Origin of the sequence: Atribacter laminatus, assembly GCF_015775515.1 — a bacterium.
Taxonomy (GTDB): domain Bacteria; phylum Atribacterota; class Atribacteria; order Atribacterales; family Atribacteraceae; genus Atribacter; species Atribacter laminatus.
Map to the genome: position 1 here is coordinate 2,831,022 of NZ_CP065383.1, position 24,045 is coordinate 2,855,066.

At 38.8% G+C, this 24,045-nt stretch carries 26 protein-coding genes; 1 reads left to right on the plus strand and 25 read right to left on the minus strand.

What is annotated here, in order from left to right; all coding sequences use genetic code 11:
* The 19 genes from efp to RT761_RS12800 form a co-directional block, all read right to left on the minus strand.
* Nucleotides 1-567 (minus strand): elongation factor P, encoded by a 567-nt coding sequence (gene efp / locus RT761_RS12710; RefSeq protein ID WP_218111795.1) that lies wholly within the window; start codon nucleotides 565-567, stop codon nucleotides 1-3.
* 71 nt (nucleotides 568-638) lie between these two features.
* A complete protein-coding gene (locus RT761_RS12715) occupies nucleotides 639-1,700 on the minus strand; it encodes a M24 family metallopeptidase (protein ID WP_218111796.1) in 1,062 nt (353 codons plus the stop codon).
* Between the two features lie 18 nt (nucleotides 1,701-1,718).
* Nucleotides 1,719-2,177, minus strand: a complete 459-nt coding sequence (aroQ, locus tag RT761_RS12720) for a type II 3-dehydroquinate dehydratase (protein WP_218111797.1) — start codon at nucleotides 2,175-2,177, stop codon at nucleotides 1,719-1,721.
* Complete coding sequence (gene aroB, locus RT761_RS12725; RefSeq protein ID WP_246465372.1) at nucleotides 2,174-3,271, minus strand: 3-dehydroquinate synthase; 1,098 nt, start codon at nucleotides 3,269-3,271, stop codon at nucleotides 2,174-2,176. Before aroB ends, aroQ begins: the two co-directional genes overlap by 4 nt.
* Complete coding sequence (locus RT761_RS12730) at nucleotides 3,240-3,758, minus strand: shikimate kinase (RefSeq protein WP_218111799.1); 519 nt, start codon at nucleotides 3,756-3,758, stop codon at nucleotides 3,240-3,242. Before RT761_RS12730 ends, aroB begins: the two co-directional genes overlap by 32 nt.
* Nucleotides 3,755-4,624: a hypothetical protein gene (locus RT761_RS12735; protein ID WP_218111800.1), complete on the minus strand. Its 870-nt coding sequence runs from the start codon at nucleotides 4,622-4,624 to the stop codon at nucleotides 3,755-3,757. Before RT761_RS12735 ends, RT761_RS12730 begins: the two co-directional genes overlap by 4 nt.
* Nucleotides 4,625-4,639: 15 nt before the next feature.
* On the minus strand, nucleotides 4,640-6,319 hold the full coding sequence (locus RT761_RS12740; protein ID WP_218111801.1) for a secretin N-terminal domain-containing protein: 1,680 nt from the start codon (nucleotides 6,317-6,319) through the stop codon (nucleotides 4,640-4,642).
* A gap of 71 nt (nucleotides 6,320-6,390) precedes the next feature.
* Complete coding sequence (locus RT761_RS12745; RefSeq protein WP_218111802.1) at nucleotides 6,391-6,975, minus strand: hypothetical protein; 585 nt, start codon at nucleotides 6,973-6,975, stop codon at nucleotides 6,391-6,393.
* The gene (locus tag RT761_RS12750) at nucleotides 6,972-7,514 is read right to left on the minus strand and encodes a type IV pilus inner membrane component PilO (protein ID WP_218111803.1); all 543 of its coding nucleotides are present in this window, start codon (nucleotides 7,512-7,514) and stop codon (nucleotides 6,972-6,974) included. Before RT761_RS12750 ends, RT761_RS12745 begins: the two co-directional genes overlap by 4 nt.
* Nucleotides 7,504-8,061 (minus strand): PilN domain-containing protein, encoded by a 558-nt coding sequence (locus tag RT761_RS12755; RefSeq protein ID WP_218111804.1) that lies wholly within the window; start codon nucleotides 8,059-8,061, stop codon nucleotides 7,504-7,506. Before RT761_RS12755 ends, RT761_RS12750 begins: the two co-directional genes overlap by 11 nt.
* A complete protein-coding gene (gene pilM, locus RT761_RS12760) occupies nucleotides 8,052-9,038 on the minus strand; it encodes a pilus assembly protein PilM (protein ID WP_218111805.1) in 987 nt (328 codons plus the stop codon). The genes RT761_RS12755 and pilM overlap by 10 nt, the downstream gene beginning before the upstream one ends.
* Complete coding sequence (locus tag RT761_RS12765) at nucleotides 9,038-9,511, minus strand: hypothetical protein (RefSeq protein WP_218111806.1); 474 nt, start codon at nucleotides 9,509-9,511, stop codon at nucleotides 9,038-9,040. The genes pilM and RT761_RS12765 overlap by 1 nt, the downstream gene beginning before the upstream one ends.
* A 48-nt stretch (nucleotides 9,512-9,559) precedes the next feature.
* A complete protein-coding gene (locus RT761_RS12770; protein ID WP_218111807.1) occupies nucleotides 9,560-10,069 on the minus strand; it encodes a PulJ/GspJ family protein in 510 nt (169 codons plus the stop codon).
* Nucleotides 10,035-10,385 (minus strand): PulJ/GspJ family protein, encoded by a 351-nt coding sequence (locus tag RT761_RS12775; protein ID WP_218111808.1) that lies wholly within the window; start codon nucleotides 10,383-10,385, stop codon nucleotides 10,035-10,037. The genes RT761_RS12770 and RT761_RS12775 overlap by 35 nt, the downstream gene beginning before the upstream one ends.
* Nucleotides 10,366-10,833, minus strand: coding sequence for a GspH/FimT family pseudopilin (locus tag RT761_RS12780; RefSeq protein WP_218111809.1), 468 nt, complete (start codon nucleotides 10,831-10,833; stop codon nucleotides 10,366-10,368). The genes RT761_RS12775 and RT761_RS12780 overlap by 20 nt, the downstream gene beginning before the upstream one ends.
* Nucleotides 10,834-10,912: 79 nt before the next feature.
* Nucleotides 10,913-11,362, minus strand: a complete 450-nt coding sequence (locus RT761_RS12785; protein ID WP_218111810.1) for a prepilin peptidase — start codon at nucleotides 11,360-11,362, stop codon at nucleotides 10,913-10,915.
* Between the two features lie 85 nt (nucleotides 11,363-11,447).
* Nucleotides 11,448-11,870: a type IV pilin protein gene (locus RT761_RS12790; RefSeq protein ID WP_218111811.1), complete on the minus strand. Its 423-nt coding sequence runs from the start codon at nucleotides 11,868-11,870 to the stop codon at nucleotides 11,448-11,450.
* 100 nt (nucleotides 11,871-11,970) lie between these two features.
* Complete coding sequence (locus RT761_RS12795) at nucleotides 11,971-13,203, minus strand: type II secretion system F family protein (RefSeq protein WP_218111812.1); 1,233 nt, start codon at nucleotides 13,201-13,203, stop codon at nucleotides 11,971-11,973.
* On the minus strand, nucleotides 13,203-14,273 hold the full coding sequence (locus RT761_RS12800; protein WP_218111813.1) for a type IV pilus twitching motility protein PilT: 1,071 nt from the start codon (nucleotides 14,271-14,273) through the stop codon (nucleotides 13,203-13,205). Before RT761_RS12800 ends, RT761_RS12795 begins: the two co-directional genes overlap by 1 nt.
* A 530-nt stretch (nucleotides 14,274-14,803) precedes the next feature.
* Here RT761_RS12800 and RT761_RS12805 point away from each other — a divergent pair.
* A complete protein-coding gene (locus tag RT761_RS12805; protein WP_218110940.1) occupies nucleotides 14,804-15,808 on the plus strand; it encodes an IS110 family RNA-guided transposase in 1,005 nt (334 codons plus the stop codon).
* A gap of 536 nt (nucleotides 15,809-16,344) precedes the next feature.
* On the opposite strand, the gene RT761_RS12810 is transcribed toward RT761_RS12805, so the two are convergent.
* From RT761_RS12810 to alaS, 6 genes are all read right to left on the minus strand, one after another.
* Entirely contained in the window at nucleotides 16,345-18,048 is a 1,704-nt protein-coding gene (locus RT761_RS12810) for a GspE/PulE family protein (protein WP_218111814.1), read from the minus strand.
* Nucleotides 18,049-18,548: 500 nt separating this feature from the next.
* A complete protein-coding gene (locus RT761_RS12815) occupies nucleotides 18,549-19,415 on the minus strand; it encodes a shikimate dehydrogenase (protein WP_218111815.1) in 867 nt (288 codons plus the stop codon).
* A complete protein-coding gene (locus RT761_RS12820; RefSeq protein ID WP_218111816.1) occupies nucleotides 19,394-19,912 on the minus strand; it encodes a YqeG family HAD IIIA-type phosphatase in 519 nt (172 codons plus the stop codon). The genes RT761_RS12815 and RT761_RS12820 overlap by 22 nt, the downstream gene beginning before the upstream one ends.
* The gene (mltG, locus tag RT761_RS12825) at nucleotides 19,909-20,892 is read right to left on the minus strand and encodes an endolytic transglycosylase MltG (protein WP_218111817.1); all 984 of its coding nucleotides are present in this window, start codon (nucleotides 20,890-20,892) and stop codon (nucleotides 19,909-19,911) included. Before mltG ends, RT761_RS12820 begins: the two co-directional genes overlap by 4 nt.
* Entirely contained in the window at nucleotides 20,889-21,302 is a 414-nt protein-coding gene (ruvX, locus tag RT761_RS12830) for a Holliday junction resolvase RuvX (RefSeq protein ID WP_218111818.1), read from the minus strand. The genes mltG and ruvX overlap by 4 nt, the downstream gene beginning before the upstream one ends.
* A gap of 87 nt (nucleotides 21,303-21,389) precedes the next feature.
* Nucleotides 21,390-24,002: an alanine--tRNA ligase gene (gene alaS, locus RT761_RS12835; protein WP_218111819.1), complete on the minus strand. Its 2,613-nt coding sequence runs from the start codon at nucleotides 24,000-24,002 to the stop codon at nucleotides 21,390-21,392.
* Nucleotides 24,003-24,045 lie beyond the last annotated feature (43 nt).

The following is a 24,045-nucleotide window of genomic DNA, read 5'->3' on the forward strand; positions in this document are numbered from 1 at the left end:
CTAAGCTCTCTCTAAGTATTCCCGAGTACGAGTATCTACCCTGATAACCTCACCAATATTCACAAATAAAGGAACTTGAACAACAATCCCTGTTTCAAGGGTTGCTGGTTTTGAACCACCCGAGGCTGTATCGCCTTTGATTCCTGGAGGAGCATCAACCACCTTTAATTCAACATAGGAGGGAAGATTTACACTTACATGCTTATCTCCATACATCAGTATTTCAACCATCATATTTTCTACCAGAAAATCACTGGCTTCACCAAGCAAATCATTTGGTAGTAGAACATCTTCGTAGGTTTCTTGATCGAGAAAATGGAAACCCCCATCATCTTTATACATATACTGTGCTTGTCTTCCTTCAAGAATGGCTCTAACGATTTTGTCTCCCGGTTTAAAAACTTTCTCGACGATAAAACCGCTGTTTATATCTCGAAGTTTGGTTTTAGTCACCCAACTCCATTTTCCAAATTTAGCCGGTTGAAAAGCGGTAACAATATATAATGTACCATCAACATCGATACAAGTCCCCACTCGAAGATCAGTATTGGATATAATATCGGCCACTATAAAACCTCCCATGAATCGGAAAAAAAATGACTTAAATTGTCTTTTTCGTTCATTCCTTTGCTTTATCTTTACAAAATTACTGGAAGCCTATTTAAAACTCGACAGGATTCTTTTTCAACCACAACAATATTTTCCAGCCGTATCCCACCTTTCCCAGGGATATAAACTCCTGGTTCCACCGTTACGACCATGTTTTCCCGAAGAATAACTTCACTGGTAATACTTAGTCGGGGTGATTCATGAACAAGAATTCCTACCCCATGACCCAAACTGTGAGTAAAATATTGTTCAATTTTATGTTGTTGGAAAAAATCCCGAACCGCCCGTTCAACATCAGCAGCTTTTACTCCATCACAAATAAAGTTCTGGGCTAATTGTTGAGCTTCCTGAACTATTTGGATGGCTTTTTTAAACCATTGATCCTCAACCCGACCGATGGGAACCGTGCGGGTAATGTCACCACAATACTTTTTATAACGAACTCCCCAATCTACCACCAACCAGCTTCCCGCTTCCAATTTCTCGTCGGTTGGTTGAGCATGGGGAAGAGCTGACCTTTCTCCGCTCGCTACTATAGTTGGAAAAGCAATTGAATCTCCGCCCATTTTGATCATTTGATAATCCAATTCCAGAGCAAAATCTTTCTCTTTGATTCCGGGGCGAACCATTGGGCTCACTGCTTCCCAGGCTTTTTCAGAAAGGTGCAGCGCCTTTGTTAGTAATTCCAGCTCGCCCGGCGCTTTAATCATCCGCATTTCTTCTAACCAGTTGGTAACCGGAATCAACTCGAGATTTTTCTCTTTTAAGCTGAGATAGCTTTGATAAGTGAGATTGGTCTCAAAATAAACCGTTTGAAAACCATTTGATACGCAGGTATCGGCAATTTTTTTATAGACATCGGTATTAAACTCAATGATATCAGTCGCAATTTTTAGCTCCTTCTTGGCCTGCGTAGTATAGCGACCATCACAGAGAAACACCGGATCCTGGTCGGGAAATAGAATTAAAAATCCACTCGATCCGGTAAAACCGGTCAGATAAAAGATATTGGAAAGATCGGTCAGCAAAAAAGGAATACCACGATCATTTTGTAAATTTTCTTGGAGTTTTTTTATTCGATTGGTTTCCATGTTTAATAGTCCCTTTCGTTAAGCAAGACGTATAGGTTCTTCTATTCCTTTCAAAATTAAAGCATCCATGGCCAAAATATAACCAATCCAACCTAAACCACTAATCTGACCCCAACAAACCGGTGCGGTTACTGAATGGTGTCGAAATTCCTCTCTGGCATAGATGTTAGACATGTGTACTTCAATTGATCGAATTTTTACGGCGCTAAGAGCATCTCGAAGTGCTATGCTATAATGAGTCAACGCTCCCGGATTGATAATTATACCATCAATTTCTTTTCTTTTCTGTTGTATTTTATCAACGATCTCACCTTCGTGGTTGGACTGAAAAAATTCTGTTTGTACCCCTCTTTTTTTGGATTCTTCGGCAATTTTCTTGATTAAAGCATCGTAACTCATTGAACCGTATAGGCTGGTTTCTCGCTCACCTAAAAGATTGAGATTGGGGCCAAAAATATAGAGCAATTTATGATTCATGGTTCCACCTCAACTAACTGTGGCAAGACATCAAGGACCAGTCCCATTTCCACCGGAATCGAGGACACTGGTTTACCGATAGCTTCTAATAGAACCATCCTCAAGCTTCCACTCACATTTTTTTTATCTTTTAACAAGGATTGAATGAAGATATTAGCGTTGACTGAATAAGGTAATGATGTGGGCAACCCACATCTCACCAGCAACTTTTGATGAATATTTACCAAATCAGCAGACATCATGCCCATTTCCTCAGCGATCTTAGCCGCTCCTATCATCCCAACTGCAACAGCTTCACCATGACGAAGGGCTCCATACCCTAAAGTTTTTTCAAAAGCATGCCCTAAAGTATGGCCGTAATTTAAGATGCTCCTTATTCCACTTTCTTTTTCGTCCTCTTGAACGATTTCTCCCTTGAATTGAATCGACTGATAAATAACCTCTTCAAGAGTTTTTTGATCTTGTCCAAGAATCATCGAAATGTTCTTTCGAAAAAATTCAAAAAATTCTCCACCCTTAAGCAAAGATGCTTTAATCACTTCGCTCAAGCCTTCTCGGAATTCGCGGTCGGGTAAAGATTGTAAAAAATCAAGTCCAACTATAACCCCTTCAGGTTGATAAAAGGTACCGATTAAATTTTTTCCCTCTTCAAGGTTTACTCCGGTTTTTCCACCAACCGAACTATCAACCTGGGCTAAAAGACTGGTGGGAATTTGAAAATAGGGAATTCCACGCAGATAGGTTGAGGCAACAAAACCGGTGATATCGGTAATCACTCCTCCACCCAAAGCAATTAAAAAACTCTTTCTATCTAATCCCTGACGTAATAATTCGTGGTAGATCTTCTCAACAGTATTCAGCTGTTTATACTCTTCACCATCCGGAATGGTCACTGATGAAACAATAAAATTCTTTTCTTTAAAAATGTTTTTAATTTTTTGGAGATAGAGTGATCCCACAATGGAATTGGTTACTATGGTCAGCTTTCGGGATGGAAATTGGATTTGATCGAACCAATCAGGAGAAGTAAAAAGCGATGGAAGGAGGATAACCGGGTAACGCTTAGTTTTGGTTTGTATAGAAAGGGTACGCATGTTCAATAATTTCTCCAAGTATTCTTTCCAGCTTTTTTTGAGTCGTATCAATTATAGCATGAGCTCTTTCATACCAACCTAAGCGGCTTAAATACAGTTCTTTGAGATGTTTTCTGGTAGGGTATTTTTGTAATAAGGGGCGGGTTGGGTCTCCAGTTATTCTCAAAAAAAGTTCATCGAAATCGGCCTTTAAGTAAACAGTAAAAAAACGCTGGTGAAGGATCTCCCAATTTTCTTCACCTACCGGGAGCCCGCCACCGGTTGCCAATACAACTCTCTCTAACTCAGCTATCTCGGCTAAAACTGACTTTTCGCATTTCCGAAAATACCCTTCACTATTTTTTGCAAAAATCTCAGCTATCGTACAGTGCTCCTTTTCTTGGATTAGCACATCACTATCCAGGAATGTCCATCCGAATTGGCAAGCCAGTCTTTTACCAATGGTTGTCTTCCCTGATCCCATAAAACCAATAAGTGCAATGTTCATTTAAGAGAACATGAGGAACAGGATGAGCCCGGGTTTTGTCCTTGATTTTGAATGATTTGATCTATTTCGCTTTGTAGGCTGTCATCTATCATGTCGGCATTGATTGAAACGGCTTTTTTTATAGTGATAGGATGGCCAGCCCCATCTATCCCATTGAAGGTAATGATTGCCTGGCCAAAGGGAATATCATGATTTATATAATAGTCTTGAGTCGATTGGTCAAAGATTTCAAGATTCAGGATTCTACTGAAATTATTGGTTGTTTCTTCATTATCTTCCTCAGCCTTGCCAAAGGGTGGAAGATAAAGAAAAACTGACAAGTTTTTTCGCAAGCTATCGATTGGTATTCCTTTGTTATCGGTATAAACAACTTCACAATCTTGAATTTCCGCTCCTACATTGTTAATTGGAGCAAAGGTAAATTCAACAACCCGAGCAAAATCAACTGCTATTGTTGTTACATAAGATTCTTGAGAGCCTGTAGTGCTTGCAGTGCTTGATATTGAACCATAACCACCAGTTAGAGAACCAGTAGATTCTACTCCAACAGATCCATCTTCACCGATGGATACTGCATACCAATTAGGATTTGCTCCATCGATTCCGACCTCATTAGTTGAAGTATTAATATTTGCAGTACTAGCAGATGCTACATTCAATACAGTAGAATCACTAGTTATATCAGTTACCGAAACTACTCCTAAAATACCGTTGGTCGCTTCCTCGCCATCTTCTTTTAACACCTTATAGCTCACTTCAAACTTTCCAGTGGGAAACATAGGGTTACCGGCAAACCAGCGACAACCGGTCAACAAAAATAATCCAATCAATAAAAAGAATAAAATATATATAAAGAATTTTTTCATAACTCCTCCTCCTCCTCAATAAGCCACTAAACTTGGAGTTAAAAAAATAATCAATTCGGTTTCTTCATGGGTTTTACTTCGTAAAGTAAAAAGCTCCCCAATGATAGGAATTTCACTCAGAAGAGGTATTTTAGTTATTCTCTCGATGTCGCTGCTCTTGATCAACCCCCCGATCACCAGAGTTTCCCCAGCTCGCAATCGGGCTGTGGTATCGGCAGATTTTTCACTGGGCTGTGGATCCTTAAAGGTAAGTCCTTCCAAAACATATTCTCGTTCTATAAAAGTACTTACTTTGGGAAATACATGCAAAATAATATATCCATCCTGTGTAACTTCGGGAGTTACACCCATTTTAACTCCCACATCCAGCCATTTTATTGGAAAAGATTTATTTCCTTCGGAATCCATTACCACATCTCGATAGGGGACTTTTTCGCCAACGTTGATAACTGCAGTTTTTCCACTCAGAGTCAAAATACGAGGGCTCCCAACTAAGCGACCTAAATTCTTTTTTTCCAAAGCTTGGATCCGTATTGTTACCAAATCCTGCCGCTCCATAGTTCCGCCCAACGACATCTCGCCAAAAGAGATCTGCCCTTCCTGATCACCGACAAACCAACTGACTCCCAAGTCCTTGGTTTTGTTTCGATTGATTTCGACAATCTTGGCTTCTATCATAATCTGAGGAAGCTTACGGTCGATATTAGAGATGAGTTCACTAACTGCTTCCAATTCCTCTTGGGTTCCTTTCACAACGATATAAGGGTTCCCGATCGGCACCTTAATCTTTTCTTCACTCATAGCAATATTTTCATTTAAAGTATAATTTAAACTGATTCTGTTCTCGTCAGGAATGATAATTTTAACCAGCTCGACGATCCGACCCAGCTGATCTCCCCCATCATATAAATTGTTATTGAGTGGAAATATCTTCGTTTCCAGAGCCACATCTATAGTCTTTAGTACTTCTTCAGCCTTAGCAAGTTCATCTTCTCTCCCCCTTATTAAAAGACTGCGGGTAGTCGGGTCTATTGAAATTCGGTTCGGTTCGGGAATATACATTGATAGAACCGAAGCAGCAGCATTGGGATCAGTATATTTTAAGGTAAATCTTCGTGACGTTAATAAATCAAAATTTTCCTCAAGGGTCTCTTTCTTGCCAATTATAATATTATTTCCTAATTTTACTTGTTCCAAACCTCTCATTTTCAGGATATATCCTAAAGCCTGGTCAAAAGAAAGTCCTTCAAATGCCAACGATATTTTTCCTTCAACCGTATCGTCCACAACCATGTTGACTCCGGCTGATTTTGCCAAAGCCATTAAAACATCTCGAACATCGGTATCACGGAAATCAAAAGAAAACAAATTCTCTTGTGGCTGGGAAGTAGAAAAAGGTCCCTTTAAAAGGATGGTCAGCAGCCTCCCATTTGACTCGTCAAGAACTTCGTACTGAACTGTTTGGGATAGTTCACACCAAATTCGAATACCCGATTCAGAACTTCGAATAATGATATTTCGTAATGGACCCATGTTCATTAGTCGTTCGGAAAAGGATAAAGAACTGGCTGCTCCTTCAATATCCAAACCGATACGATAAGGATCAGGTGACACTTCTTCCCAGGAGACCTGGTTATCAAATTTAAAAGTTAATTTGATTTCAAGATTATCAACCCGATAGAAAAAATCCTTCAACTCAAGGGCGTGCGAACAGGAAAAGAAGAATAATATAAATAGAAGGATGCCAATCAAGTAATGGGAAAATTTTAAAATTTTAATACGATTTCCCTCCCTTTATAGGCCAATACGGCTTCTTCTTTAGATACTTTAACCAATTCGATACCGGATTGCAAGGGTTTTTGGGAGGTTAAAATTTCTATTTTTCCATCCACATTAAGAATAATTGCCTGTTTATTGTCAGAAAGAACAACTCCTTTCATGGCTATATCAGGCAGTGGCTCTTCTTTTTTTTCAGCAACAACATTTTTTGCTGGAGGGTTTTGAGCTTTATTTTCTTGAACTGCGACTATCTCGTCACCGCCCCCCATGGCTAATGGAATGGTTGAATCATCTATATCACCCTGAGCTTCAGCTAAAACAAAACGAGGTTGAAAGATGTTTCTCATCCCTGAAATTGATTCATCTTTATAGGTAACCAAAAATATTTCATTATTATCAATTTTCGGTGGTTCATACTGCAATCCATTAGCTTTGGGTCGGATAAAGGCTGGAATTGGTTGAATGTCAGTCCCAGGTGTAAAAGTCCGATCGTAGATATTCATACCTAAATACATACAAAAAACGAATATGGCTATAAACCCATACTGAAGATATTTTTCAATGGTTTTCATTGGTTCATTCCTTCTTTGGCAGCTAAGTAGGTGGAAAGGTTCATTTGAACTAAGAAATTTCCCTCGGCTTTATCCTTCTTAAAGTCGAAGTTTTTGACTTGAATAAGCCTTGGAGATTGACGTAGATAGTTCATAAAATAAAGAATGCTATAATAAGAGCTTTTTAAGGCTGTACTAAATGGAACCTCGGTATATCCATCATTAGAGACTAAGGTTTGAGGCACTAAGGACTGGATTTCGGCCTCGGAAAGAAAGGCTGCATCTTCAACTGTTATCAATAGATTTGGTATCTCTTTTTCATCGGGCAGTCGATCTTCAAGGACGATAGCCGCCGATTTTAAGCTTTCTAATTGATATTGTAATTGTTCTAAGTTGCTAACTTTTTTTCGTAAAACGGTTATTTGATTTTGAAGGGTGCTTTTCTGGTCACCAAGAGTATCGATAAATTGGTATTGAGATGTCATAACCAAATAAAAAAATAAAATTATCACCCCGCACCAAGCAATAAAGATTAGCGGCCAGTATTTTTCAAGATTCATGTTTTTTCAGCTCCAAAATTAAATTGAAATCATACAAACTGTCCTTCAAGGAAAGGGATTGAAATTCAGCATTTAGGTATAAATCCTGATATCGACTTAAACTCTCAATAAATTGAGCAATACTGAATATACTTTGAGAAGTTCCCGCGCAGGTTATTTGAGTTCCGGTAAAATTGGCCGAATTTAGAAAAACATCATCAGGCATACTATTCCCAATAGAATTAACTATCTTCAACCAGTCCGGTTCGCTCCCAATTAAAGATCTGACAACGTCGATCCTATTTTGAATAATATCAATCTGTTTTTGGGTTTCCTGTAATCTGGTTTCTTGTTCTTTAAGATAGTTTATTTCTGCAGTCATCGATTCAATTTGAGTAGTCAAGATTTGTAATCGATTCCCATTTATTGTATAAGCATAAAGAAAATAGAGAGTCATTCCCAAGGTTAAGGTAAAAAACAAAATCCTTATCCAGTTCGGTGTCTTTTTAACGATATATTTTTTTGGAATAAGATTAATCTTTATCCGATAAGAAGATTTCAATTCCATAATGAAGCTCCCATAGCTGAAAGATAAATTCCACTGGAAGCCACTTTTTTATGACCCGTATCAATTGGCTTGATATCCTGAAAAGTAACGTTCAAATTAACCGTCAACATGGTTTTTAACGGAATAATATTAGAACCTCCTCCAGCCAGGAAACAATTATCCAAAACTATTTTTCCGTACTCACTCTGAAAGAAGGTTAGAGAGCGCCTTAATTCGGAAAGGAGCGGGTCAGAGGTGTCATTGAGAGCTTCTTCCAATTGATAAGGCAGATTGTTATCCTGAGTGCTCCGGTTTAAGATTTCCTGGATCTCGGCTGGCAGTAACTTAAATTTATCCCTTAAATAATCCCAAATCCTACGTATTCCCCAGCCAAAATGACGGGAATAAACCAGTTTCCCATTTTCAAAAAAAACCACAGTACTTTTACTAAAACCAACATCAATCAGGATAAACCATGCATCTTTGGTTAAATCGGATCGTAAAGTTAAAAACCCTTTTAAAAAGCTTATTATTTGAGGTTCAATGGCTTCAATCCGAATTCCAGCTTTACGAAAAACATCCAGATACTCAGTGACTATAATAGCCGGCGAAGCTGTATATAATAGGTCTAATTTGTCATTCTTTTTCTCGATAATCTGCCAGCCGATCTGGATATTTTCTTCACCGGTCATAATCGAGCTGGCTTCCCATTTCAGAGCATTTTCTAATTCTTGATCTGACATTTGAGGAAGAGATATATTTTGAACCACCATGCGTGGGTGGTAAAAAGATACTACCCCGTCGTGTGGAAGACGATTTTTGTCCCAAAATATTTTTATATTCTCAACCAAAGTATTTTTTCCTTTTATTTCGCCTTCGAAGAATACATCATTCGGCAGAACCAATTCGCCACTCCGAATAGTCTCGAATACTCCTTCTCTTTTTTTCTTAGTTTGAAAATACTTCAATGCATAAGAACCTAAATCAATTCCAAGCATTATTCCCTCACATAAATTTGATTTGATTGACTTCTTACTCCTGTAATGCAAACCTTCCTATTATAGACTTTATAGTTTGCAATTAAAATATTTAATGATCCTTTTTCGATATAAATTTTTTCATCGTCAAAATAATAGCTATAGTTAGGTTGAAAACTTGACGTAATCCTTTCAGAAGGATCAACTGTTCCTTTTTTTTCTCGATACTTTTTTGCTTCCATTAAGACCCCTTCTACCCGGTAATCTTCTTGAATACTTTTTTGATAAGCACTGCAAATCTTCCCGTGGAGAAGAACTTCTTGAAACAGTTGCATCGAAAGCAAAAGAAAGAAACTCATTAAAATCAAAGAGTATATTTCAATAAAACCTCTTTCTTTTCTGGTATTAACATTGTGATCACCTAATATATCGGCAATATTTAAAAAATATTTATGGTATCTTTTTTTAAAATCTTTTTTTGTCCCTTTTATCACCTTTAGACCTTTTCTATCATCTGGTATTTTAATTTTTCCCCTCTCCTCTCATTCTTCGATCTCCTCATCCACCACTTCACACCATGATAAACACTGAAGGTCAAGATGTTCCCTTGAATTATCCTGAAATAAGAAATCCAGAGAGACTTGGACACGGATTTTTCCATTTTCCAATACTTCGAGTTCAAAAAGAGGACCTATTATGGAACAGTGATCTAAAATCGGATTTGCAGCATTCGAGTGTTTAACCAAAAGATTCGAATCCTTAGGATAAATTTCAATAAGATTCTTGCCCATGGCGATCTGCAATCGGTTACCATTTTGAAGAAGAGCAATTGGATAACCAGTCTTGATAAAAGTCTTTAATTGGTCAAGTGCAGATAAAAAAGTTTCATTTTTCTCAATTATATCGGCATAAACATCAACAGTGCGGCCCAAATTGGCTATCAGGCTCGAAGAAATAACCAAGAAAACCATAAATAAGCAAAATACCACGAGCATTTCAATCAGAGAAAATCCTTTCTCATTCAACCAAAGTTTCAAGGGTAAAGATTGCATTCTGCTCAAAATCCCTCACTTCGATCAAAACTCGATATAAATCATCATCAAACTCATTTATTTTGTGATTTATTTCAAAGCTATCCTTCGGTAATATAAAACCATTCATTTCTGCATAATTCTGGTTGATCTTCAGCGATTCTATAGAATTAACCGCTTCTACAATTGCTAATCGAAGAAGTGAACTTTTCCTTTGGAATCGATGAGCGATATGCAGTCCCTGGTAAGCAGCCAGAGAAAAAAGTGAAAAAAGGGTTATGGCAGTAATTACTCCAATATAAGAAAAACCACTTTCATTAGGACGGCGGTTTATCATCGATGCGCACTCTCCCGGTAACTGGTGTAATAATGATATATTTCAAATGATTAGCGATACGAAGGGTGATCGTTCCTCCGCACGATGGTGTGCCGGTTGAATAAAAACGAAGGGTATTGAGCGGAAAGTTGGTTCGGTAAAGAATTACTTCATCAGGTAAAAGGGAGTGAGTTGACTTTCCCGAGCTATCGGTATAAATATACTTATTTCGAGCAATATCAAAAACAATTTTAGTGGTCTTGCCATTATTGAGAGCTTCAATTTTAGCAATGCGTATTTGGCTGGAGATTTTTTGTACCACAGTTTTCCCAACGAAGGTACTTCTTAAGTGAGCCAGAGATGGAAAAGAAAAAGCAAATAAAAAAGAAAACAAAGCAAGAACGACAATCAGCTCTATTAAAGTAAACCCTGGATAGTTAAAAGTTATGAGATTATTTTTTTTCTTCATAAATGCAATTAATGTTCAAATAATAACATTATATTTTATGTCTTTTAAATTATGAATATTTTTATTAACCTGATATTTATTATATAAATAATCCCATATACCAGTCAATAATATATTCACCAAAAAATAAAGAGGCAATTGCTCCTAAAGCCAAGAATGGTCCAAAAGGGATGGGATCTTTCATGGTCTTTTTTCCCAGAGCAATTAGGAGAAGACCGACAATGGCTCCACTGAAGAAAGAAAGCAGGATAGCTAAAATGGTGAGCTTAAATCCGAGGAATAACCCTATGGCACCAGCCAATTTCACATCACCAAAACCAATGCCTTTGGGGAAAATGAGGTAAAGAACGAAAAATAAACCGAAACCAAACAATAAGCCTATAGAATATTGAATTAGATTTATATTATTAAACAAAAGATTTGTCGATCCAATAATAAAAAGTAAAAATACGAACTTGTTTGGAATGCGTAAATACTTAATATCATAAATAATGATTGCGATCAATATTCCAAGAAAAACTAAAAGCAATGTATAATACATCATACTATATTAAAAGGCTATGTCTCATAAATAACATAGCCTTTTAACCCTTTATAATTTATTTAACTATATTTTACATTCCGTGTAATATTCCACCTTCAGTTACATATAAATTACCAGCAGTAACAATGTCTGGATAACCAGCAGAGTCAGTAATTTGATAACCTGACCCGCCACCTGTTTGGGTGTATGTATATGATCCGCCACCTGGGGACCCAGGTACGCCACTTGGCATATAGGCTGACACCATTGAAGCAAGACTTCCAGATGGATAAGAAGACAAATTATTTTCTGTCGCATAAAGCTCGACTGCGTTTGCCAGGTTTTTCAAATTCGCTGCTGAAGCGTTGACTGCAGCCCTTGTTCTTGAAGTATTATACCTCGGAATGGCTATCGCTAATAGAAATCCTAAAATGGCGATGACGACGATCAGTTCGATTAATGTGAAACCTTCTTCACCCTTTTTATTTTGTTTTCTTCTCATAATTGACCACATTCTCTTACACCTCCGATTTTCTTTCTTTATATCGGTTATTCTATTTAAATATATATATCGGTTAAATAATGGAAAACTTTAACTTTAAATTATAAAAATCTTACCCTCCGCCCATTCCCTGAGATGCCATTTCAAAAATGGGAAGGAAGAAAGCTAAAGCCATGATTAATAATCCAACACCGATGACTGCCGTTAGGACGGGTTCAATGACCGTTGAAATCCGACCAACAAAAACGTTAACTTCTTTATCATAGAGCTCGGATAATTTACCCAGGGTCATTTCTAAGTTGCCTGATTCCTCTCCAACATTGATCATTTGATTAAGAATCGGAGGAAAAAATTCATAATCCCTGACGCTTTGAGAGAGATTTCTCCCCTTGCGAATTTTTTCCGCAACCTCCAGGAGGATATCCCGAACGAAATAATCACCTACCGCTGAGGAAACGATTTCCAAGGCTTCGACTATCGGCATTCCGCTGCGCAGCAGACCATTCATAATCCAGCAGAATCTTGAGATGACCAGTTTTTTAAACAGTTCTCCAAAAAGCGGCAAATTGTGTTTTTTTTGGTCCCACCACCTTTTTCCTTTCTCTGAATTGACATACATATAGAAAATAATAAATCCACCTACCAATCCCCCATATACAAAATACCAGTTGGCATTCATAAATTTAATAACATTTAAAAAGACCTTAGTAATGGTTGGAAGCTCTAAGCTGAAACTCTCAAAAAGAAGAAGAAATTGGGGAAAAACAAAATACACCATAAAAAAAGAAGCAGCAATCATGGCTACGACTAAAATAATCGGGTAATACATTGCTGACTGTACCTTGTCTCGAAGGTCTTTTTCCCATTCCAGATATTCCGCCAAACGCCCTAAAGCCCAATCAAGGTTCCCGCCAGCTTCTCCCGATTGGACCATCCCAATAAAAACTCGGTTAAAAACCTTGGGATATTCGCTGATTGCTTGAGAGAATGAATAGCCTCGCTCAATCTTGCCGGCTATATCCCTTATAACCGAAGCAAAACTCTTGTTAGAGGCTTGCTGACCCATACTTTCTAAAGCCGCTATCAGAGGAACTCCAGCTTCTATCATTGAAGCTATGCCACGGCTAAAAAGAGCTAACTCTTTAAGATCAGTTTTCCCTCCGGCTCTGGTAGAGAAAAGAGAGATCTCTTTTTTTAGGCCTTTTGGTTTCTCTTCAGCAATAGAAGTGATAAAATAGCCCCGATCACGAAGAGTTATGACTGCATCTCTTTCGCTGTTGGCTTCTATTGATCCTTGATGAGTTGCTCCTAAGGTATCCCGTACCTTATAAATATAATTAGACATTAAGTACGATTCCTCCAGGCTTTAAATTCCTTCTGGTCGATAGCATTGTCAAAAGCATCTTCCCAAGTCACCAAACCTTTCCGATACAGCTCATAGAGCGAACGATCCATAGTGATCATTCCCTCTGAAAGAGAGGTTTGCATTACAGTATAGATTTGATGACTCTTCCCTTCTCGTATCAAATTTCGAATAGCATTGTTGGCCAGCATTACTTCAATTGCCGGTACTCTCCCTTTGGCATTGGCACGGGCTAAGAGTTGCTGACTGATAACGCCTTGAACGGCACCGGCTAACTGGATGCGAACTTGCTGCTGCTGATGGGGAGGGAAGATATCGACTATCCGATCAATAGTCGAAGGTGCATTATTGGTATGGAGGGTTGCGAAAACTAAATGCCCGGTTTCTGCAGCGGTCAAGGCAATGGCAATAGTTTCTAAGTTTCTCATCTCGCCTACCAAAATAACGTCAGGATCTTGACGAAGAGCATGAACTAAGGCATTTTCAAAGGAATGGGTATCAGCACCCAGCTCCCTTTGATTGATAATACTTTTTTTATGGCTGTGGAGATATTCAATTGGATCTTCAATGGTTATAATATGACACGCTCTGGTATTATTGATGTAATCAATCATCGATGCTAACGAAGTTGATTTTCCACTACCGGTTGGTCCGGTTACCAAGATGAGACCCCGAGGAAGTGCTGTTAATTTTACCAGAGTGTCCTTAGGGAGATGAAGTTCTTCCATGGAAGGAATGACATAACTCAAAGCCCGAAGCACTAAACCAAAAGATCCCCGCTGTCGGTAAACATTGACACGAAAACGACCGGTTTGAGGAAGGCTAATAGAAAGGTCCAGTTCATTACTTTTAAGAAAATGCTCCCAGCGTTCGTTCTTTCCAGCAATAAATCGAGCGATCTGTTCGGTGTCTTCTGGTTTTAATACCGGCAAGTCGGTTTTGGTTAATTTTCCATCGATGCGTATTACTGGTGGCAATCCAACCGTTATGTGTAAATCCGATCCTTTGCTATCTACAACTTTTTTAAGAAGCTCAAGTACATCCCAATCCATTTTGATCCTTTCTTTTGTTTATCCTGAAAATCCATTTTCAACCATAGTACAGAGTTGAAAAAATTTCACCCTCATCCTCATTTTCTACCGTTTTTCTTCTTTTTTCCTCTCCCCTGGTGGGAGAGGATCAAGGTGAGGGGGAAACATAAATAGTTTATCAAGCTTTTATTTCAAAAATCCAAATCTGGTTTTCATACTGGTTTTCACCCTCATCCCAACCTTCTCCCATCAAGGGAGAAGGAGCAACTAAATTAAAGAGGAAATGTTCATTTATAATCCGTCATCGTATATTGATTCCTATACCAAAAATACCAAATAATTACTAAAATGTTTTATAAAAGAAAAAAGAAGGTGGAAAAAGGACATTTTCGTCATTGGTTAAAAAACCGTTCAGAATGTTGTCCACCACCTTCTTCTCTTCCCCAAGACTTTACAGAACATGAGGCAACTAAAGCCTGAATAAAAAAACGATGAAAGTCCAAGGAAGAATAGATCAAAATACCAACCAAAAGAAAAGGGAGATAAAAAACATGAAGTACCAACAAGTAGTGGGCATGGATATTGCGAAAGACTCAGTGCAAGCCAGTCGCTTTGATGGAACAACTTTTTTTGATTTTTCCTTTCCCAACCAAGAAAAGTCGTTCCTGAAAGAGGTTCAGAAAAGCATCCCAAAAAGTGATCCCTCTCACACTCTTTTTGTCATGGAAGCAACTGGAGCGTATCATCTCAAACTCGCCACTACCCTCTATAAGAAAGGTTACTCCGTTGCCGTCGTCAATCCCTTCATCATCAAAAAATATGCCGAGATGCTCTTAAAAAGAGCCAAGACTGATAGGAAAGATGCTCGGTTGATTGCCCAATTTGGTTTTTATCAGGAGGTCACTCTCTTTGCTCCCAAAGAGAGCATGGCTGAAGAAATAACTCAAGTCTTAAAAGGTCTAGACCAACTCAAAAAAGAAAGAACCAACTTGAAGAATTACCGAGAAGCATTCACCTGCCATAACGAGATCAACCCAGTGGTGAGGGATATCTATCAAAAACAGCTGGAAGAGATCGAAAAAGCGATCAAAACCCTCGAAGCCGAAGCAAAACGACTGGTTTCCCAGTATGCTCCGAAAGAATACCAACTGCTCCTGAGTATCAAAGGAATCGGGAAATGCTCGGCGACTGCTCTTTTAGGACTCCTCCAAAAGATGGATCGCTTCTCTCGAGGGAAAGAAGTGGCCAGTTTCTTAGGCCTTGCTCCCCAGATCTCTCAATCTGGAAAAGACAAAGGCAAAGCCTGGCTGAGTAAAAAGGGGAACGGCTATCTCCGTAGGCTTCTCTATCTTGCGGCTCTTTCGGCTTCACGGTCTAATGCTCAATGTCGGGAACTCTATCAGCGACTCCTTGCGAAAGGAAAACCGAAGAAAGTCGCTCTCATAGCAGTCGCCAATAAGCTCTTAAGACAGGCCTTTGCAGTATTAAAAAGTGGTTGTCCTTATGATCCTCATTACCTAAAACTAAAAAGTAATCTTGAAGTAGTTTTGACTTGACAATTAACACAGAACATTCTGAGCGGTGCTTTTCCGCGTGAGGATCTCATCCTTTTCTTTTTTTAATTCAAAATTATTTTAAGGATGAGATCTTCAGGTCTTTAGGAAAAGAAACACCATATTGTCGTTTTTATCATTAATTGCTTTTTCTTTTATTCGACTCACAACTCACTGATTCTAATAAATGAGATTGCCACGTCGTTCAACCATAAAACGGTTGAACTCCTTGCAATGACGGAGCAGGAAAAAACTCAAATCCCACTAACCCCCTTTGCTAAAGGGGGAAACGATTCCTGGGTAAGTATTTTCATCCTCATCTGATACAGATATATGGCATGAGGATCTATCTTAAAAATACCTGAACAATTTTAATAAGTAATTCATTCAGAGCAATTAACCAAGGTCTTTTTCTGACCTTTCACCCTCATCCTGATCTTCTCCCATCAAGGGAGAAGGAATAATAGTGACCTAATCGCACAAATATATTATCGGCTGCTTAAACAAAAAGTTTAAAAGATGATTTTTCTTGAGGAAAATCAAATATTGGCGGTAACTCGATACATTTCTTCCGGACTAATAATACCAGTAAGTACTTTTATGGCAGCGTTTTCACGAAGCGTTCTCATTCCTTCTTTGCGCGCTGTTTCGGTTAGTTCCCTCTCGGTAGCATGGTTTAAGATCATTTCTCGGAGTTGATCGCTCAAATTAAAAATACTGTGGATGGCTACTCTTCCCTTGTATCCCGAGGTACAACGGGAACACCCTTTTCCTTGGTAAACCACAACATGATCTTTCTTACCGTCGGTAAGATCGAGTGCAGCATCCCCTTCTAATTCAACCGGATATTTACAAAATTCACATACCTTCCTCGCCAATCGTTGGGCTACTACTCCAATGATAGCTGAAGAAATAAGAAAAGAAGCTACGCCCATCTCTTGGAGACGGGTTACCGCTCCAGGTGCAGTATTGGTATGGAGGGTAGAAAAAACTAAATGTCCGGTGAGAGCGGCGTGAATGGCAATTTCAGCGGTTTCACGGTCTCGAATCTCACCAACCATGATAATATCCGGGTCCTGTCGCATAATAGCACGGAGTGAGTTTGCAAAAGTAAAGTCAATTTTAGGTTTAACCTGGATCTGGTTGATATTTTCCAAAATATACTCAACCGGATCTTCAATGGTGATAATATTTAAATCCGGACTGCTAACGTGATTGAGAGCAGAATAGAGAGTGGTGGTCTTCCCGCTCCCAGTGGGTCCGGTGAGAAGAACCATTCCATAGGGTCTTTCAATCATCCGATAAAAACGTTTCAAGTCATCAGACTCAAATCCCAGCCGTTCGAGATTTAAAAGTAAACTTGATTTATCCAGAATACGCATGACGATCTTTTCCCCAAAAATAGTCGGAAGTGATGAAACCCGAAAGTCTATAGTTCGATTTTCTACTGTAACCTGAAATCGTCCATCTTGGGGAAGACGTCTTTCGGCAATGTTCATACGGCAAAGAATCTTAATACGGGATATTAAGGCAGGATGAATTTTTATGGAGGTACTGGTTGAGTCTTGAAGAATTCCATCAATTCGGTATCGAATTCGCACTCGGTTTTCATGAGGCTCAATGTGGATATCGCTAGCACCCGCTCGAATGGCTTGTAGAATTATCATATTTACCACCCGAATAATTGGAGCTTCTTCACCCATCTCCTTGAGTTGATCGATTCTTAACTCCTCGGCTTCATCAAGGTAGATCATGCCCTCTTCTTCTTCGGCTTCCTTGAGAATCTCGCTAACCGAACTACCACCACCATAATAAGTATTTATAATACCCTCGATCACGTCGGGAGGAGCAATTGCTGGATGGACATCTTTTTTGGTCATCATTCTTGCTCGGTCAATGGTCACAATATCCACTGGATTCACCATAGCCAAAACTATAAAATTGGCTTCTTCATTCACCACCACGCAATGGTTTTGTCGACAAAACTTTTCCGGTAGACGAGTTACTGCGTTAGAATCAACGACATAATTATCGTGGTCAATATATAAAGTACCCAACTGCTCTGCGAGGGCTTGAAATAGTTCATTTTCCTTCACAAAGCCTTCTCTTCGTAGAATTTCTCCTAACTTTTCTCCGGTTTTTTTTTGAATTTCTATTGCTTTCATAAGCTGGTCAAAGGTAATAAAACGCTTGGCAACCAGTATCTCGCCTAACTTTTTTGAATTGAGTGTGCTCATTTCCATAAATCATTTCTCCCACATTATTACTAATAAGGTAACTTATTTTACTTAACAATACCTTTATCAAAAACAAATAAGTAGTAATTAGTAAAAAAACACTGATTCAGAGCCTCATTTGAACATCTGCAGACTTGACCAATCAAGCCTCTACAAAAAATATAAAAAGGTAGTGGTGTAATTTATTGCATCCGATAAATGGATCGATATGCCATGGCATATCGAATCTAGAATATTATTATCATCGGATGATCCTATGCAGCATAAAAGTCGACCCGCAATATAATAATTTACCACGAATACCTCAAAGTTGTCACCCTGAGAATACGGAATAAGAATCCGTGAAGATTTCATTATTTAGGTTATTTCCATTTCAAATGCTTTAACCGATGAGATTCTCACGTCGCACAAGACGCTTCTCGGAATGATGGAGAAGCCGGATGAGATAGTTACATCATCCGGTCAAAAACCGAACTCTCCAAAAAGACAGAAAGTCATCAAGATACTTACCTCAATGCCTCATTCAAAGCTCTTTCCATAACTTCAATGGGAGCCTCGTGGCCGGTAAACAAACGAAAACTCTCCGCTCCTTGATAAAGCAACATTATCTTCCCATCAAAAGCTTTTTTTCCTTTTTTTCGTGCTTCTCTTACCAGAGGAGTTTCTTCTCGATGATAAACCACATCAATTATCCATTCACTGTTTTCAACATTGTTCCAAGGGACTTCTATAAATTCCCGGTTCAGCCCCAAACGAGTGGCATTGATCAAAACATCAACCTGGTTCAAAAAAGAAGATTGACCATTTATAAAGCTCTCCCAGCTATCAATTTCTACTTCCGTTGTGAATGAATTTTTTACCCATTGTTGAAATTGGAGAGACCTCTCGAGTGAACGGTTATACACCGTAACTTTATGAATTCCTCTTTCAATGAGTACCGATAACACAGCACGAGCAGCTCCTCCAGCTCCCAAAAGAGCAATATTTTTACCGTTGAGGTCAACCTGATTAAAATCCAAGGCTTTGGCGAAACCAATTCCATCGGTATTATAACCAACCAACTCTTCATCATTTAGAACCACAACATTCACTGCTCCCAACAGCAAGGCAGTATCATCCAACCTATCCAGCCATTGAATAATTTTTTCTTTGTGCGGAACTGTAACATTTATTCCTTTCAATCGCCAGGTTCGAAGTGTACAAACGGCATTTATTAGATTATCGGCTGAAATATCAAAAGCTAAATAAACGTAATCAAGTTTTAAGGCGTTAAGAGCTGCATTTTGAAAAACTGGTGACAAGGAATGATTCACAGGATGTCCAATGAGCCCTAATAATTTGGTTTCAGCAGTTATTCGGTTTTGTTGAACCATTGAAGGAACCTTTTCATAACAAATTTCTCCGCCAATCGAACCAGACGGGTAAAAAAGAATTCTTTCCGATTGATGGGGTTGACTAAAATCGTATGGAGATTTAAACGATTTCCCCCTAAAACATCGGTAAATATTTGATCACCAATCACTGTAACCTGATTGTAATTCAAATCCATTGTCTCCAATGCTTTACGAAATGAGCCACGTCGCGGCTTTTGAGCCATGGATATCCCGGGTATTCCCAGGGATTCCATGAAGTAATTGACCCTTGAAGTTGTTGAGTTGGATACCAGAAATATTTTAAACCCATCATTTTTAGCTTGTTTTAACCATTTTTCCGCCGATTGGGTAACGGTCGGTTGGTCCCAGGGAGCAATGGTATTATCGAGATCGATAATCAAACCCTGTATACCCTTTTTCCTCAACAAGTCCAGAGGGATTTCAGATATTTCATCAACGTAAAGTGATGGATAAAATTTCCTTAAAAATTGTTTCATTGAATTGCGCTCTGCTTTTTATTTTTTAAATGTTCGTCAAAGGTTTTGGAAAAATTGTGTGTCCCGTTTTCTCCCAGTACAAAAAAATAATAATCGGTTTGGGGAGTATCAACCACTGCTTCTAAAGAATCGAGACCAGGATTGCATATCGGAGTTGGTGGAAGTCCTTGATGAAGGTAAGTATTGTAAGGAGATGGTATGGTTAAATCATCCAAGCTCAATGATGAGAGCTGCACTCCTTTTTCCTGATTCCAAGCATAAATGACTGTTGCACACGACTCTAATTTCATATTCGATTTCAAGCGATTTAAAAATACCGAGGCGACTATAGGTTTTTCATTTTTTGCCTGCGCTTCTCTCTCAACTATTGAAGCCAATATGACTTTTTGATTCATCTCGGTATAATTTTCCTCCAAAAGATTCCCAGGATAAATTTCTTCAAATCGATTTAATTGGATTTCAATAACCTGTAATGGATGAGTACCTGGCGATAAATAATAAGTGTCGGGGAATAAATATCCTTCTAAATTTTGGGCTTCAGATAACCATGGTTTATGAAAAACTTCTGGTTGCTGCGTAAAGTTTAAATATTCCTCCCGTTGACAAATTCCAGCTTGATCAAGCAATGTAGCCATTTGTTTAACTGTTGAACCCTCAGGAAAGGTTACTTTAACCCGATAGGAACGACCTTGGGCTATTCTATTTACAATTTGTGAAATGGTTTCTCCCGATTGAAACTGGTAATTCCCGGCAATTAATTGACTTTGATCGCTTAAAAATGTAAAAGCCAAAAAAAGGGTCGGAGAAATTATGAGACCGTTTTTCTTAAAATCTTGGGCGATCACTTGGTTGGTCATTCCCGATTGAATAACCACGGTTTGAGAATCATCACCAACCCCTGGTGAATAATAGAATGATATATAGAGAATAAAACAGAATAAATAACTAACAATTATCAATCCGATATGGTTTTTTTTCATATTTGAGTAGAATCAATATAGGTTTGAAGAATTATAGTTGCCGCTAACTGATCGATAACCATTTTTCTTTTTTTTCGGCTTACATCAGCTTCCAACAGTCTTTTCTCTGCTTCTTTGGTCGTTAACCTCTCGTCAAAAAGCACCACTTCACCAGGAAAACCCTTGGTTAACAATTCACGAAATGCCATTATTTTTTGTGCTTCACTTTTTGCCGAATTGTTTAATCGCAAAGGCAAACCCAAAACAATGACTTCGGCTTGAATTTGCTGGGCAACTTCAATGATATGAACGACATTTTTTTTCAGGCTTTCACTGGAAATCACTTTCAGAGGAGAAGCAAAGCTTGTCCCACGATTGTAAGATAATCCTATTCTCTTTTCTCCAATGTCAACCGCTAAAATTTTTTTCACCAACAAATTCCTTTGAGTTTTTGATATTGAAAGATCAAGTTTTAGTGAATTTATGATATCTAAAGCTTATCTTCCTCTTCCTCAATATCAAGAGATTTGATCGGTCATTTTCTTGATTGCTTTAATAAATTCTTCCCAAGAGCCAAAGGGAATGCCACCAAATTGGACCAAAGAAGGCCTCCCTCCACCACCGCCACCAATTTTCTTGGTTATTTCACGAACCAAACGATTCAGATCGATTGATTGGGGGAGATTTATCCCAGCTAAAACACCAGAAATTGCTTCATCTTTTTTTATTCCCAGAACCACCATTCCCTGTTTTAACCGAGTACGTAATTCATCAATAATTTCTTTTAAGTAATCTACCTCCGGAGGATTTTCAACAAAAAGATGCGTCAGGTATATCGGTGTGTCGTTGCTGCCAGCAACTTTGAGAGCATCAAATATTGCCTGGCGGGCATGAGATTGAAAGGTTCGCTGGAGTTCCTCTTTATAACGCTTATTATTCTCAATTAAATTATTAATTGTCGGTAATATCTGATGATGATCCGACCCTAAAATATTTTTAATATTTCGCCCCAGGCGGTAATATTCTTGAAGGTAGCTAAAAGCAACTGGTCCGGCCACAGCTTCTACTCTTCTTAAACCCGACCCAATGCTGGATTCGGTAATAATTTTAAAAAGACCCGCCTCACTGGTTCGTCGTAGGTGGGTTCCTCCGCAAAGCTCGGCAGTGTAATCGCCTACTCGGATGATCCGAACCAGTGATTGATATTTCTCTTCAAACAATGCGACCACACCGGCTCTCTGAGCTTCATCAAGGCTTGAATAACTTATCACTACCGGTAAGTCTTCAAAAATCTTTTGATTTACAATGTCTTCCACGGCGTCGATTTCATCTTCAGACAAAGCAGAAAAATGGGTAAAATCAAAGCGAAGTCCGCTTTCTCCCACCCAAGACCCAGCTTGTTTTACTTGCGAACCCAAGATTTCCCGTAACGCTCGATGAAGCAAGTGAGTGGTCGTATGATGAATTTCAATGAGTCGGCGACGCTGGGTATCAATTTTTGCCCAAACTCGATCATTCTCTTTGATTTGTCCACTGACTACTGTCCCCTCGATTAAAAACTCAGAGTAGACTTTCTCGACCTGAACCCTTCCTTGTTCGGAGTCTATCCAGCCGGTATCATACTCCTGCCCTCCTTTTTCCGGGTAAAAGGGTGATTCTTTTAAAGCGATGATTACTTTTTGGTCAGTTTCCGCTTGACTGATACGGTCCTCTCCATCGGATAAAGCTACAATCTCGGTATTGACCATAGATTGATTGTATCCTACAAAGCGGCTGTTAACACCGGTAAATAGCTCCTCGATTTCCTTTTGGCTCCTCATAAGCTGATCTTTTTCACCGCGCGCTTTACGAGCTCTATTTTTTTGTTGCTCCATTTGGTCTTCAAATTCGGCTTTATTAAATTGTAAACCCTCTTCTTGAAGAATATCTTCAGCTACATCTGAAGGAAATCCATACGTATCATAAAGCATGAAAATATCCTTTCCAGAAAGCTGCTGTCTTTGGCTTTTTTTGGCTTGTTCAATTAATTGATTTAAAAAAACTTCTCCACTTTTCAGGGTCCCCTCAAAGCGGGCTTCTTCTTGATAAACAATTTTTGAAATAATATCTTTTCGCAGGTCTAATTCAGGGTAAGCGTTCCCCATACCATCGATGACTATAAATAATAATTCATGAAGAAAAGGTTGGTGAATTCCTATTTTCCCACCATATCGATAGGCACGACGGATCAGTCGTCTTAAAATATACCCTCTTCCCTCGTTTGAAGGATAAATTCCATCGGCAATAAGAAACACGATAGCACGAATATGATCGGCTATAATCCGGAAAGGTGGCTTTAATGCCAGTATCGAATAATCATTGCCTGACATTTTTTCTAAATCCTGAATGATGGGGAGAAAAAGATCAGTTTCGTAGTCAGTCTCTGCTTCCTGAACCACCGAAGCTAACCGCTCCAGACCCATACCGGTATCGATATTTTTTTTAGGAAGCTCCTCGAGAGTCCCATCGGCTTTTCGATCAAATTCCATAAAAACCAGATTCCATACTTCAAGGTATCTATCACAATTACATCCGGGGGCACAGGTAGATTGTCCACAACCCATTGCATCTCCACGATCATAATAGATTTCTGAACAATACCCACAAGGTCCAATTGGTCCTGAAGCCCAGAAGTTATCCTCGTCTCCTAAAAAAACAATCCTTTCCGGTGGGACTCCAACATAATTTTTCCACACTTCATATGCTTCTTGGTCTTTTCGATGAACTGAAACCCACATTCTTGCCGGACAAAAACCGATCCACTGAGTAAGAAACTCCCATCCCCACAGACAGGCTTCCTTTTTAAAGTAATCACCAAAAGAAAAATTTCCTAACATTTCAAAAAAGGTATGATGACGGGCTGTATGGCCAACATTTCCTAAGTCATTCACGCGAACACATTTCTGAACACTGACGACCCGCTTAAAATTTGGCTGGATTTTGTTTAAAAAAATTGGTTTAAAAGGCACCATACCAGCAATAGTTAAAAGCAGGGTTGGATCATTTGGTATCAGCGAAGCACTGGGAAGTATCTTGTGTTCTTTTTCTTCAAAAAAATCCAGAAATTTTTGCCTCAGCTCAGAACTGGTCATTGAACGTCACTTCTCTCCTTTTTAATCACCATCATGCTTTTCG